At 56.2% G+C, this 12,665-nt stretch carries 12 protein-coding genes; 4 read left to right on the forward strand and 8 right to left on the reverse strand.

The window, feature by feature from the left end:
• Nucleotides 1–49: 49 nt before the first annotated feature.
• Nucleotides 50–1,198, forward strand: coding sequence for a lactaldehyde reductase (gene fucO / locus ACQG1Y_RS23130; RefSeq protein WP_003861980.1), 1,149 nt, complete (start codon nt 50–52; stop codon nt 1,196–1,198).
• Nucleotides 1,195–1,509, forward strand: a complete 315-nt coding sequence (gene rhaM / locus ACQG1Y_RS23135; protein ID WP_160177247.1) for an L-rhamnose mutarotase — start codon at nt 1,195–1,197, stop codon at nt 1,507–1,509. The genes fucO and rhaM overlap by 4 nt, the downstream gene beginning before the upstream one ends.
• On the opposite strand, the gene ACQG1Y_RS23140 is transcribed toward rhaM, so the two are convergent.
• From ACQG1Y_RS23140 to ACQG1Y_RS23155, 4 genes are all read right to left on the reverse strand, one after another.
• Nucleotides 1,497–2,774, reverse strand: a complete 1,278-nt coding sequence (locus ACQG1Y_RS23140; RefSeq protein WP_015569924.1) for an MFS transporter — start codon at nt 2,772–2,774, stop codon at nt 1,497–1,499. The genes rhaM and ACQG1Y_RS23140 overlap by 13 nt on opposite strands.
• A 44-nt stretch (nt 2,775–2,818) precedes the next feature.
• Nucleotides 2,819–4,942: an alpha-galactosidase gene (locus ACQG1Y_RS23145; RefSeq protein WP_368740794.1), complete on the reverse strand. Its 2,124-nt coding sequence runs from the start codon at nt 4,940–4,942 to the stop codon at nt 2,819–2,821.
• Between the two features lie 105 nt (nt 4,943–5,047).
• Nucleotides 5,048–6,043, reverse strand: coding sequence for a LacI family DNA-binding transcriptional regulator (locus tag ACQG1Y_RS23150; protein ID WP_003861974.1), 996 nt, complete (start codon nt 6,041–6,043; stop codon nt 5,048–5,050).
• 17 nt (nt 6,044–6,060) lie between these two features.
• The gene (locus ACQG1Y_RS23155) at nt 6,061–6,609 is read right to left on the reverse strand and encodes a helix-turn-helix domain-containing protein (protein WP_032649886.1); all 549 of its coding nucleotides are present in this window, start codon (nt 6,607–6,609) and stop codon (nt 6,061–6,063) included.
• Between the two features lie 103 nt (nt 6,610–6,712).
• Here ACQG1Y_RS23155 and ACQG1Y_RS23160 point away from each other — a divergent pair, with 103 nt between their 5' ends.
• Both ACQG1Y_RS23160 and ACQG1Y_RS23165 read left to right on the forward strand, forming a co-directional pair.
• On the forward strand, nt 6,713–7,372 hold the full coding sequence (locus ACQG1Y_RS23160; protein ID WP_015569922.1) for an AzlC family ABC transporter permease: 660 nt from the start codon (nt 6,713–6,715) through the stop codon (nt 7,370–7,372).
• Complete coding sequence (locus ACQG1Y_RS23165) at nt 7,372–7,695, forward strand: AzlD domain-containing protein (RefSeq protein ID WP_015569921.1); 324 nt, start codon at nt 7,372–7,374, stop codon at nt 7,693–7,695. The genes ACQG1Y_RS23160 and ACQG1Y_RS23165 overlap by 1 nt, the downstream gene beginning before the upstream one ends.
• 42 nt (nt 7,696–7,737) lie before the next feature.
• Here ACQG1Y_RS23165 and ACQG1Y_RS23170 read toward each other — a convergent pair whose 3' ends face one another.
• The 4 genes from ACQG1Y_RS23170 to ACQG1Y_RS23185 all read right to left on the reverse strand — a co-directional run bounded on the left by ACQG1Y_RS23170 (nt 7,738) and on the right by ACQG1Y_RS23185 (nt 12,248).
• Nucleotides 7,738–8,337, reverse strand: coding sequence for a hypothetical protein (locus tag ACQG1Y_RS23170; RefSeq protein WP_426737115.1), 600 nt, complete (start codon nt 8,335–8,337; stop codon nt 7,738–7,740).
• Entirely contained in the window at nt 8,328–10,751 is a 2,424-nt protein-coding gene (locus ACQG1Y_RS23175; protein WP_023295634.1) for a fimbrial biogenesis usher protein, read from the reverse strand. Before ACQG1Y_RS23175 ends, ACQG1Y_RS23170 begins: the two co-directional genes overlap by 10 nt.
• A 26-nt stretch (nt 10,752–10,777) precedes the next feature.
• Nucleotides 10,778–11,464 carry a fimbria/pilus chaperone family protein gene (locus ACQG1Y_RS23180; protein ID WP_032668945.1) on the reverse strand — a complete coding sequence of 229 codons (687 nt, stop codon included), beginning with the start codon at nt 11,462–11,464 and terminating at the stop codon, nt 10,778–10,780.
• Between the two features lie 76 nt (nt 11,465–11,540).
• Nucleotides 11,541–12,248: a DUF1120 domain-containing protein gene (locus ACQG1Y_RS23185; RefSeq protein ID WP_032651996.1), complete on the reverse strand. Its 708-nt coding sequence runs from the start codon at nt 12,246–12,248 to the stop codon at nt 11,541–11,543.
• Between the last annotated feature and the right edge of the window lie 417 nt (nt 12,249–12,665).

Genomic DNA, 12,665 nt, shown 5'->3' on the forward strand with positions numbered 1-12,665 from the left:
AGCGCAGCGCCGCCGGGCATAAAAATCACAGCAATTAAGGAGAATTATCATGAGCTTTATGTTGGCGCTCCCCAAAATCAGCCTGCACGGCGCGGGCGCGATCGGCGATATGGTCAATCTGGTGGCAAACAAACAGTGGGGAAAAGCGCTGATTGTCACCGACGGCCAGCTGGTGAAACTTGGCCTGCTCGACAGTTTGTTTTCCGCGCTCGACGCCCATCAGATGTCGTATCACCTGTTCGATGAGGTATTCCCGAATCCGACGGAAGCGCTGGTGCAAAAAGGCTATGCGGCATATCAGGATGCGGAGTGTGATTACCTGATTGCCTTTGGCGGCGGCAGCCCGATTGATACTGCCAAGGCGATCAAAATCCTCACCGCCAACCCAGGTCCGTCAACCGATTACTCCGGCGTCGGCAAGGTGAAAAACGCGGGCGTGCCGCTGGTGGCGATCAACACCACAGCAGGCACGGCGGCGGAGATGACCAGCAACGCGGTGATCATTGACGCCGCGCGACAGGTGAAAGAGGTGATTATCGACCCGAACATCATCCCGGATATCGCCGTGGACGATGCCAGCGTGATGCTTGATATTCCGGCCTCCGTGACCGCCGCAACCGGCATGGATGCCTTGACCCATGCGATTGAAGCCTACGTGTCCGTCGGCGCGCACCCGCTGACCGATGCTAACGCGCTGGAGGCGATTCGCCTGATCAACCTCTGGCTGCCGAAAGCGGTTGACGATGGTCACAACCTGGAAGCGCGCGAGCAGATGGCCTTTGGTCAGTATCTGGCGGGCATGGCGTTTAACAGCGCCGGTCTGGGGCTGGTGCACGCCCTGGCGCACCAGCCGGGCGCGACGCACAACCTGCCACACGGCGTGTGCAACGCCATTCTGCTGCCGATCATCGAAAACTTTAACCGCCCGAACGCGGTCGCACGTTTCGCCCGCGTGGCGCAGGCGATGGGCGTTGACACGCGCGGCATGAGCGATGAAGCGGCCAGCATGTCGGCCATTCAGGCGATTCGCGACCTGAGCGCTCGCGTCGGCATTCCGTCCGGATTTAGCCAGCTCGGCGTCACCAAAGCCGATATTGAAGGCTGGCTGGATAAAGCCCTCGCCGACCCGTGCGCGCCGTGCAACCCGCGCACCGCCAGCCGCGATGAGGTCCGCGAGCTGTACCTGGAGGCTTTATGATCCGCAAAGCGTTTGTGATGCAGGTAAACCCGGACGCGCACGAGGAGTACGCACGTCGCCACAACCCGATCTGGCCTGAGCTGGAGGCGGTACTGAAAGCCCACGGCGCGCACCACTACGCCATCTATCTCGACAAAGCTCGCAACCTGCTGTTTGCGACGGTGGAGATTGAATCGGAAGAGCGCTGGAACGCGCTGGCAAACACCGATGTCTGCCAGCGCTGGTGGAAATATATGGGTGACCTTATGCCGTCGAACCCGGATAACAGCCCGGTGAGTTCGGCGCTGAAAGAGGTGTTTTACCTGGACTGATGTGTTAACGCTGCTGCCCCCGAGGCGGCAGCAATCTCCCGCCTGCCACTCAGCGTAAACGCCGACACCACCGTGATCGCCAGCACGAAGCAGCCCAGTATCAGATACGTCTCCTGGAAGCCGACCCGGTCATACATATTTCCGGCAAAGGCGGAGAGGAAGATCGCCGCCGACTGTTTGGCAAACTGGAAGCCAATCAGGTAGATGGTGGCCGACAGGCGCGTATCAAACACCCCGGTGATGTACTTGAATGCCCCCACCAGCAGGAACGGGACTTCCAGCGCGTGCAGCATCTTCAGGGCAATCACCTCCACGGCGGTGGTGGCAAACGACGAGCCGATAATGCGCGTCGCCATGATCACCCCGGCAATCAGCAGCGTGTTTTTCGCGCCGATGCGGTTAATGATCCACGGCGAGCAGAACATAATGATCGCGTTACAGATTTCCCCCGCCGTGGTGGCGAAACCAAAGGCACGGGTCCCCTCCTGCGGCGTGGCGAAGAAGGTTTTGAAGAAGGTGGCAAACTGCTGGTCGAAGACGTCATACACGCAGGCCACGCCAATCACGTACAGGATGAACATCCACATTCTGCGCTGGCGGAACAGGGTAAAAACGGTTTTAGCGGTGATCTGCGGCTGATTCGCGCCCAGGGCGTTCATCACCTGCGCCGTCTGGTTAGGCTTCGGTTTCGCGACCACCAGCAGCAGCATCAGCAACAGCGCCGCGGCCGACCCCATCCAGAAGACGTACGACGGATCGATGCCGAACAGGATGCCGCCCGTTGAGGCGCACAGCCCCCAGCCGAGACAGCCGAACATACGCGCCTTGCCGTACTCAAAAAAGCTGTTGCGGCTTACGCGCTCAATATAGGCCTCAATCGCCCCCGACCCCGCTGAGAAGACAAAGCCGATATACAACCCACCGCTCAGCGCCCCCAGCCAGATATTGGTTTTCAGCAGCGGGGCGAAGACGTACAGGAAGAACGGCGCGAACAGGAACAGCAGCACCGAGATGATCCAAAGCAGGTGTTTTTTCAGCCCCAGCTTGTCCGAAATGACCCCCAGCACCGGCTGGAAGGCAATGGCCGACAGCGAGATGCAGGAGAAAACAATCCCGGTATGGGTTTTGTTCAGGCCGATGATGTCCGACAGCCAGATCGGCAGGAACGGAAAGCAGGTGGCCATGATGAAGAAGTAGAGAAAGAAGAACAGCCCGAAGATCCAGAAATTAGGGTTGTCTTTGTGGGTACAGGTTGTTGTGTTCATTATTTTTATCCTCAACGGAGGGCCGGTTGCCCGGCCCGTCACCCTTACACGCGTTCCACACCAATCAGAATGGCGGTTTCCGGATCCAGAATCGGCAGTGCAATACCCGCCTGCATCAGCCACTCACCGCTTACCGTTTGCGGCGCTTCCATCCACGAAGGCAGCTTACGCATGGTGTGCCCGCCCTCGCCCGTAATCTGGATGTTCGGGTGATCGAGCAGCGTGATGCGGTACAGCGCGCTGGCGTCTAACCCCGGCATGCGCAGCGGCATCATCAGGGTGTAATCCGGCATCGCGAGCTGGCTGACCAAAAACAGCCCCTGCGTCTTATCTTCGCTCACTATACCCTGCGCCAGGGTGGTGGCGTCCGGCATATCCACGCGCCACTGGGTGCCGTGATGAATGACCTCTCGCCACCGCTTGTGCAGCGCGGCGTAATGGCGATAGCCTTCACGCTCCTGCGCATCGACGGTGAGCGGATCCAGCTCCAGCCCCATGTGACCAAACAGCGCTGTTAGCCCGCGGAACTGAATGCTGTGCTGGCGGAAGGTGGCGTGACATTTATGATGACCGATATGCGCCCCCATCACCTCCGGCGGGAAGAAGTAGCTCATGCCGCGCTGGATAGTGTTGCGCTCCAGCGCGTCGTTGTTGTCGGACGCCCAGAAGCGGTGGCAGCGGGTCAGCACTTCATAATCGATTCGCCCGCCGCCGGACGAGCAGGATTCAAACTCAATGTGCGGGAAGCGCTCGCCCAGCACGTCCAGCAGGCGGTAAAACTGGCGCGTCTGGGCGTCGGCGGCGGCTTTGCCCTTGTGCCCTGGCTGCACCAGCTCGCGGTTCATATCCCATTTCACGTAGTCGACCGCGTGTTCGCCCAGCAGCCAGCTCATGCGTTCGACCAGATATTCAAAGGCCTGCGGAATATTGAGATTGAGGACCAGCTGGTGTCGCCCGGTCGCCTGGGCATAGCCCGGCAGCGCCAGCACCCAGTCAGGGTGCGCGCGATACAGATCGGAATCGGGGTTAATCATCTCCGGCTCAACCCAGATACCAAACTCCATGCTGAGCTGTTTAACGTGATCGATTACCGGCTTTAGGCCGTTCGGGTATTTTTTCTTGTCCAGATACCAGTCGCCCAGCGCGGCGTGGTCGTCGTTGCGGCCTTTAAACCAGCCGTCGTCGATAATAAAGCGCTCCACGCCCAGCGCAGCGGCCTCGTCGGCCATGCGCATGATGTAGTCCGGATCGTGGTTGAAGTAGATCCCCTCCCAGGTGTTGAGGTGCACCGGGCGCGGTTTATCTTCCGGGAAGCGGATAACATTGTCGCGCAGGTAGCGGTGGAACTGCTGGCTCATGCCGTTCAGCCCGTGCGGGGAGTGACTGGCATACAGGCGCGGCGTCCAGAGCGTTTCCCCCTCTTCAATCGCCATTTCACCCGGCAGGTAGAGCGCTTCGGCCTGCACATAGCGGCGGCCATCGGTTTTCGCCTCTGCGCGCAGGCGGTGGTTACCACTCCAGCCCAGATGTATACCCCAGACGTTGCCGTGCATTTCACTGAATGACGGCGTACCTGAAATCAGCGCCGGGAAATGTTCATGGGAGGTTTTACCCCGACGGTTTTCAATCACAAAGCTGTCATGTTCAAGCATCACGCGGTGCGGCTGAAACTCCCTGATCCAGCGTCCGTGGAAGGCCATCACCTCCTGCGCGCGTTCGGCCACCGGCAGCGTCACGGCAAAGCGATCCACCTGCCACGCCTGCATTTTCAGGTTGGTTAACCCATGACGCACCACCAGTACGCCGCTGGCATCCAGCGTTATTTCACTGGTCAGACGCAGGCCTGCATGCTCGTCTTCAGCAGTGATTGTCAGGGCGTTTAACGCCTGCTGCACCTGCGTGGTTTTAAATACCGGCGATCCGTCCAGCCCCTGGCGGTGCCCCTCGATGCCCGGCGAGCCAAACAGCCCATGCCCCAGCTCTGCCATCAGCGTGACGGGGGAGTCGACGTCCAGCCTGCCATTAGCAACCGGGCGCGCAATACTCAGCACATCCTGCGGCGAAAAGTGCTGAAGGTGTGCCCCCCAGTAGAGAATTTCGGCGAACGGGTGGGTTTTTACCACCACGTCAACCGTATTGCTTTCAAGTCGAAAAATGGAATCTTGCATCAGACATCTCCTGTCATCGGGATGTCCTGAGTGTTGATCCGAAACGTTTCGGATACAAACCAAAACGTTTCGGATCTGTGATCGGGTTTGAAATTTTTGGTGTAATCAGGCCGTTTGGCCTGGGGAGAATTCTGGCTGCCAGAGCACCTGAAGGGTGTCAATGTCGTCGCCATTAATCAGCTGGCGCACCATATCGGCAATCTGTTTCCCGACACCCTGACGGGTAGACTGGATCACCGCCGCGACGTCGATATCGACAATGCTGTCCTGCGGTAAGCCGTCATAGACCACCAGCGAAACGGCATTTTCACCGGTTAAGCGCCCCATCTGCGCCAGGGCCATCGCTGCGCCGTCGCCGTGGGTGTTGCAGTCGGTAATGATGGCCGTGGGCGGCTGCGGCAGGGAGAGAAGTTCTTGCGTGGTGGCATACCCCACGCGACGCGAAGGGGGCATGGCACGCAGCCATTCGCTGGAAAGTCCGGCTTCCCGCAGCGCGTCCAGGTAGCCCTGGCGGCGCTGGGTGATGAATGCCTGGTTGTTGCTTTCGCCCAGCAGCGCAATGCGCTGATGGCCTTTCTCGATCAGCCAGCGGGTGGCCTGATATGTGCCGGCATAGTTGTCGAAATCGAACCACGCGTACGGCTGCGGGAGCTGGCTGCGGCCGAGCGCCAGGAACGGGAACCCGGCGGCCTGTAGCTGCTCAAGACGCGGATCGTGATCCAGCGTATGCGCCACAATCAGCGCATCCACGCGTCGGCTCTGCACCATGCGCATATAGCTGTGTTTGTCCGCCAGATCGTCGTCAGCGATGAGCAGCAGGTCAATCTCATGTCGCGCCAGTTCGTGGCTAATTTCGCCGACCATGTCCATAAAAACGCTGTTATTGAGCGGAACAGGATGCACCGGAAACACCAGCCCGACGGCGTCGATTTTGCCCATCTTCAGGCGACGGGCAAAGGTATTTGGTCGGTAGCCACGGCGCTGGGCCTCCGCTTCCACGCGGGCGCGCGTCTCAGCAGAAACGTCGTCATACCCGTTGAGGGCGCGGCTGACGGTGGTAACAGACAGCCCCAGTTCTTTGGCAATGGCTTTAAGCGACATGATTTTCCGTATCTTTGTTAGTTTTGTTCCGCCACCAGCAGCGCGTGCGTATCTGGCTCCAGCGCCTTAAAGATATGCGGCTGGTCAGCGGGGTAGCAAATGTAATCTCCCGGGCCGAGCTCTTCCGCCGCGTCGATCAGACCGACCACCGCCCGCCCCTGGGTCACGATAATATGCTCAACCGACCCAGGCGGATGGGGCTGGGAAATACGGTCTGCCCCCGGCTGAGTCAGCAGCAGATAGATATCACGACGCGCGCCAGGCGGACACGCCGCGAGCAAAATCGCCTCGTAGTTCGCCTGCCCGGCGACGACTTTTGTGCCCTCGCCGCGGCGGATCACCTGCGTGACGGGTTGCTGCGGCTCCAGTAACCGGGCAAACGGAATATCCAGCGCCACGCAAAGCGACCACAGCGTTTCCAGGCTAGGATTGCCGTTGCCAGACTCCAGTTGAGAAAGCGTGGATTTGGCGATCCCGGCACGGCGGGCAATTTCCGCCAGTGAGAGCCCGGTTCGCAAGCGTTCTCGCACCAGGCTTTTGGCGATCACGCTGATTGGCTGCGTCATAATAACGGCCTCTTTCTCTCTATAACGAACGAATCGTTCGTCTTGTAAAACGTTTCTGATGCGTTCATTATAATGGAAATACGTTCGATATGGCTAAAATGGTATGAAGAATCACCTCTCTTGCCTGAAAGGCGACACGATAAAAGCGATCGTCCTGGTCTGCCTCGCGGTGGGCGTGGTCGGCATGTCTTATGGCTCACTGGCGATGGCCTACGGTTTCCCGCTGTGGGTGCCGTTTGTCCTCTCCCTCACGGTGCTGGCAGGCGCATCCGAGTTTATGTTTATCGGCATCGTGGCGAGCGGCGGCAATCCGCTGGCAGCGGCAGCGGCCGGTTTACTGGTTAACGCGCGCCATGTGCCGTTCGGCGTTACGGTGCGTGAACTGGTGGGCAAGCGCGGCCTGAGCTTTCTGGGCTGTCATATCATGAATGATGAAAGTGTGGTGTTCGGCCTGTCGCAAAAAACCGCCGAGCAGCGTAAAGCGGCCTACTGGCTGTGCGGCCTGGGCGTGGCAATCATCTGGCCGCTGGGGGCGGTGCTGGGCGCGATGGTCGGCAAGCTGCTGCCAGATCCGGAAACCATCGGGCTGGACGCGGTGTTCCCGGCGATCCTGCTGGCGTTAGTGGTGCCGGCATTTAAAAACCGTACCACGCTGATCCGCGCATGTAGCGGCGCAGTGTTGTCGCTGGCCGCCGTACCGTTTGCGCCGGTTGGCCTGCCGGTGCTGCTCTCTTTGCTCGGCCTTGCCGCGAGGAAAAAATAATGGAAAACATGACGGTCTTTATTCTCGGCATCGCCATTCTTTCTGCCGGAACCTATCTGATGCGTCTCGGCGGGGCGAAACTCGGTAGCCGGCTGGCGCTTTCTGAACGGTCGCAGGCGCTGCTTTCAGACGCGGCAACCGTTTTGTTGTTCTCCGTCGCGCTGGCAACAACGTTTTATGAAGGGGACCATTTTGCCGGGATGGCGCGCGTACTGGGGGTGGGGTTCGCGGTGTTTCTGGCCTGGCGCAAAATGCCGTTAATTGTGGTGATCGTCGCGGCGGCGGTGGTGACGGCGCTGCTGCGTCTGGCGGGGATCCACTAAGAAAAATGCCCGACAGAACAGCGCTGCCGGGCATCTGAGGGGTTAATGCGCAGGAAGCGTATCGACGTTAAGCGTCAGCGTTTCTTCAAAATCCGTGGTGTTAGTAACGCTAAACGCCTTGTCAGAGAGATAGGTCGTGATCATCATGGTGGCGACAAACTGCTCGCCCGCCACTTCTGTACCGTTTACCGCCGCCAGCGCTTTTTCCGGCTTCAGCGTCACCTGAGAAGCGCCTCCCTGAACGGCTACCGCGCCAATATCGACCGCGGCCAGCTGCACGGGGTTCCCGTCCACCCGCCCATCTTTGAATTCGATTTTCATCGCGCCGCTGTCCGTAAAACGATACGCCAGGTTCTGTCGGGCAATCCCGTCTACGGAGATGCGCATTTTGCGCACATCCGGACACAGCACCGAAACCTGAACTTCACGCATCACAGAAGCATAACCGTTGTACACTTTGCCAATATGTTCAGCGGACGTTTGCCGCATATCCTGTTTACGGTAGCGCCCGTAATCGACTTTCTTTACCGCCGACATCATTTCACAGGCGCCGTCATCGGCCTGCGCCATTCCCGAAAGTCCCGCTGCGCCGCAGAGCAGCATAAGCATCAGCGCGTATTGACGAACGTTATTCAGAGACATTTCCCTGTCACCTCTTCATAGAATTTATTCGGTTCTGCCTCCGGCAGGGTGTACGTCAGCCTGCAACGCCCTTCATCCAGCTTCGCATACAGCTGCTGGCTGGCAGAGATATCGTTCAGGAAGATCACGCCGTCTTCTGGCGCACTCGTCACATACTCCCCTGCCGCGTCCACAATCGAGACACCTTCCGGCAGCGGCGTACCGTCCGCACGGCGTATACTGAGCAGCACGCGGCGCTGGCTTAACGTCGCAAACTCCCACTTCGCCACAGCGCCGTGAGACGCTTTGATCGCTGTTCTGCCATTTCTTACGTCCAGATTGCCTGGCAGGCTTTCCGTGTTGATCTCAATCGTGCTTTCACGGAACGGCGACAGCGCAGGAATAATCGCCTGGCCCCATTTATCGGTCCATACCGCGCCGCGCGGGGTACCTATCTCGATGCCAGCCACCGGTTTATCCAGTCTGGCAATGGCGTACGTATCGGTCACGCGGTAAGGCGAGAAGGTCACCCCGTCGCTGTGGGCGACAATCCCGCCGCTTAATGCTGCTGAGTAGTTGGTATTGCTGTCGTTATCTCCTCCTGCCGCCAGCGCCAGGTTGGTGTAATGCAGATTACTGTTCAGCGAGCTGTCCCAGCTGGTGGTGTTCTCTTCCTGGTCCTGAGTGACCCCCACCGTGTACTGGTTCTCAGCGTTGAGCGAGCCCATCGCCCGCGTGCCGTAAGAACGCTTACCTTCGCTCTCGCGATACCAGGAGCTGGTTGTCACGCCTGAGCGTCCCAGCGGGATCGACACGTTTACGTAAAACTGATCGTTGTCGCTGCTGTCGTGCCGGCTGACATCCGACTCCCAGTTCACGCTCACGTTGAAGTATTTAAAAGTCTGTGACCACGACGAGATAAACCGGCGACTGTCATAGTCGCTGTTCCAGCTCTCGTTGCGATAATAGCTGAGGGAAAAGCGGCCCAGCGTGGTACTCGACCAGTTGATACCGACGCTGGTGTCGTATTTGGTTTGCGACATATCGTCATCGTCGCCGTAAAGTTCCGCCATCTCGCGATAGTCCGGTGTGCCATAGCTACCGCCCAGCGAAAGCCCAATGCCCCACGGCAGGGAGTAACCCAGATCCAGCGTCGTTTTGTTGCCGTCGGTTTGCGTCTGGTTGTCTATTGACGCCAGAAAACCCAACGAGGCATACAGGTTCTGCATCGGTATGGTATCGAGGTTGCCGGAGAAGCCATAATAGTGGTTATCCGCCATCACCATACCGGCCAGGAAATTGACACGCTTATTGACAGACCAGCCGTTGTTGGCGGACACCACCCACGGATTTTCAAAGCGTGAGTCCATGTCTTCAACGCGGCCCATAGCCAGCGTAAAGCCCGGGGCACGGCCTATATGATTGCTGCGGAACGTACTTGCCGAGACAGTGAATCGGTTTTCGCTGCCGTCAGTCTCGGTGACCGTTACGTTCAGGTCGGTGTTGAGGTTCGCCAGCGGCACGTCATCCAGGTTGAACGGACCGGCAGGAACCAGCGTTGAGTAAATAAGCTGTCCGCCCTGGCGGATATCGACGCGCGCCTGCGGATTACGGGCAATACCGCTGACTTCGACGCCCGTCCCCACCTGAGGAGTGAGTGCGGTATCCGGCATCATCTGGACCCCGTAAATTCCCGGAATACTGAAGCGGCTGTTGGCGATGTTAATCTGGCCACCCTGCACCATCACGCCATAATCGGTAAAGGTACGCTGGGCATAGGTGTAGAGGGAGTCAACCTCAAAATCCTGATCGCTGCCGTCGCTAATGAACTGCGTGCTGCGCACAATCCAGTCTCCGGCATTAAAGCCCATTTCAAAGGTCGACTGGAAACGGTCAGCGTTCTCATCATCATAGTGATTATGGGTGCCAAACATGGAGTAATTCAGCATGGCTGCACGTCCGCCACGCACCTCGGCGAACTGTCGGCCATAATCAGGGTCGATCGCTTCAGGTGGTACAACAACCGATATTTCATCAATATCCGGCGAAGTCTGAATCGTTGATCCGGACCAGTAGTGATAAATCTTCGGGCAGGTGCCTCTTTTCGTCTGTTTAATCAGGCCCGCGTTTTCCAGAAACGCTTTATCAATACAGGGCGTTCCTTCCTCATCAAATTTCACGGGCATAATATTGCGCTGCTTACCATTAATATTAACCGTCACATTATGGTAGCCAGGGGTAAAACGGGGAGTGAGGGAATAGTAATCCGCAATGGCCGGATCAAGCCCGTTATTTTTTAAAGCATCGCTGTCAAATATGGCTCGCGCCAGTTCCAGAGATTCATTCGCATTAGAGGAAATCTCAGCCCGAATATTAAATGCCAGCACGCTAAGGCAAAACACGAGCATTCCCTTTTTACAGGAACCGTTTAACATAACTACTCCATGTTTGTTAAGTGATTTTATTGCTGAAGGTCGGCGATATAATTCCCTGCCTTATAGCCATAACGCGTTGCCGGATAGATTTCGATTTGTTTTTCGGATGCTGATATTTTGGCTGGGGCGCTGGCCATCATTTTTTCGCCAGGAAGAATGTAAGTCTTAGCTAATGTCGCGATCGTACCCGAGGCCATTAATTTCACCTTTTGCTCCAGTCGGACGACATAAGGCGTATTATTCTCAACCGTGACATTGCCATTTTTTATCTGCCAGGTGAGTGCCTTCCAGGGTTCAATATTTACCGCCAGGCCAGCCGGGTGAATAATGACGGGAAGGTTCTGGCTAAACACCACTTTAACTTTATTTTTTTCACGCTGAGGGATAGCGGTAAAAATGACACGCTTGAAATGTTCCACCTTCAGCGGCTCAGCGCTGCTTTTCAGCACAAAACGTACGCGCTGGGTTTTACCCGCATCTACGCGCACAACCGGCTGCGTGGCAAACAGGCCCGGCTTGGGGTCGTCCGGGAGATCAATAATTTTGGTGTACAGCAGCTGTGCTTCAGCATCCGTGTTTTTAACATCCATGCTGGCCCCCTGCTTGTCTTCATTGACAATAAGCAGCGAGGTATCCGGCACCATCCCGGCAGCCATACCGTTAAATGAGGCCAGCAGGCAGGCACAGATCAGCGTTCTCTTTAAAAGCAGCATAATATTAGTCCATTAATATTGGTAATGACACCCCGCCGGAGTGGGGTGTCAGGTATTTCATGATGCGTGGGTGCGATTACAGATAAACCAGCTCAACGTTGGTTAAGCCGTCCAGGGTGGCTTCATCCGTGATATTTAAATCATCGGTTGGGTTAATCATCGCGGCGACACCCACATTAAAGTTAACCTTGGTTTGTGCGACAGGCGTGCCGCCCAATGTGTCACTGAAGGAATATAATTCGCTTTTGTCTGTGTTTACTTTTAAATAGCGCTGTCCGCCTGTTGTTGCCCACGTTGTTCCGTTATCGCGCGATGCAGTAGGATACAGTTCATCGCCTGCGTCGTTCGTGACAGCGCCTTTCGTAAGCTGAATCCCTAATGAGTAGGCACCAATTTTCTTACCATTGTACATACCCAGCCCGGCGGTTTGGTACGCCTCTCTCCCAAATTCCGTATCAATAAAACTGGTCGGCAAAACTTGAGTTGGTCCTGAGTCTGCATGGGCATCATTAAACGTTACTGCAATGCGGGTGGCCTCTTCACAGGTAATGGAAACAGGAATAATTTTAACATCCGCCAATGGTGTAGCCGAAGTGGAATTCAGTGAAGACGCACTTATCGTGCCATAATCGGCAATACCACCACCGCTAATAAATGTAGGCGTACAGGAAGAGGGGACGATTTTACCCGTCACCTGAATATCAACACTGGAAGCTGCCAGAGCAGAGGACGCCACGACAGCCAGCGCGGACGCCAGCATTCCTTTTTTAAACATCGCGTTCATTTAATTTCCTTATAAAAGTGAAATACAAAATATGCCAAATAATTAATATTTGGCCTAAGGGGGTACTACTAAACATTGTTTTAGAAAGTAGCATTACAGATAGCTCAGATCAATAACCCCAAAACGTTTTAGGATTAGAGCCTGAGGAATTCCTTAAATCTCAAGATCAATAATAAATATTTTATATATGAAACTTAAAATAACCGAATGCAACCGCCAAAAACATTCATTGAATAAATACAAGGAATCAACTGGCCAGACCATTTATTTAATATACTTATGGGATTGTTGTTTTTTAAACAAAAGTCACATTAAAAAGCGGATTATTACTTATTTTATTTAGTTAATAAGGTTTATCCAGGAGGATATGACTGTTTTGGGAGGAGTCAAAAGAAAATTAAGCAGAAGGAAGAAGAA

The organism is Enterobacter cloacae complex sp. 397G4, from assembly GCF_050031515.1.
Taxonomy (GTDB): domain Bacteria; phylum Pseudomonadota; class Gammaproteobacteria; order Enterobacterales; family Enterobacteriaceae; genus Enterobacter; species Enterobacter hormaechei_C.

Bases quoted from the DNA above. Each gene is read 5' to 3' on its own strand.
- ACQG1Y_RS23145 (WP_368740794.1), bottom strand. From the start codon at position 4,942: ATGCAAGATTCCATTTTTCGACTTGAAAGCAATACGGTTGACGTGGTG.
- ACQG1Y_RS23160 (WP_015569922.1), top strand. From the start codon at position 6,713: ATGAAGAATCACCTCTCTTGCCTGAAAGGCGACACGATAAAAGCGATC.
- ACQG1Y_RS23150 (WP_003861974.1), bottom strand. From the start codon at position 6,043: ATGTCGCTTAAAGCCATTGCCAAAGAACTGGGGCTGTCTGTTACCACC.
- ACQG1Y_RS23180 (WP_032668945.1), bottom strand. From the start codon at position 11,464: ATGCTGCTTTTAAAGAGAACGCTGATCTGTGCCTGCCTGCTGGCCTCA.
- ACQG1Y_RS23170 (WP_426737115.1), bottom strand. From the start codon at position 8,337: ATGTCTCTGAATAACGTTCGTCAATACGCGCTGATGCTTATGCTGCTC.
- ACQG1Y_RS23155 (WP_032649886.1), bottom strand. From the start codon at position 6,609: ATGACGCAGCCAATCAGCGTGATCGCCAAAAGCCTGGTGCGAGAACGC.
- ACQG1Y_RS23165 (WP_015569921.1), top strand. From the start codon at position 7,372: ATGGAAAACATGACGGTCTTTATTCTCGGCATCGCCATTCTTTCTGCC.
- ACQG1Y_RS23185 (WP_032651996.1), bottom strand. From the start codon at position 12,248: ATGAACGCGATGTTTAAAAAAGGAATGCTGGCGTCCGCGCTGGCTGTC.
- ACQG1Y_RS23175 (WP_023295634.1), bottom strand. From the start codon at position 10,751: ATGTTAAACGGTTCCTGTAAAAAGGGAATGCTCGTGTTTTGCCTTAGC.
- ACQG1Y_RS23140 (WP_015569924.1), bottom strand. From the start codon at position 2,774: ATGAACACAACAACCTGTACCCACAAAGACAACCCTAATTTCTGGATC.
- rhaM (WP_160177247.1), top strand. From the start codon at position 1,195: ATGATCCGCAAAGCGTTTGTGATGCAGGTAAACCCGGACGCGCACGAG.
- fucO (WP_003861980.1), top strand. From the start codon at position 50: ATGAGCTTTATGTTGGCGCTCCCCAAAATCAGCCTGCACGGCGCGGGC.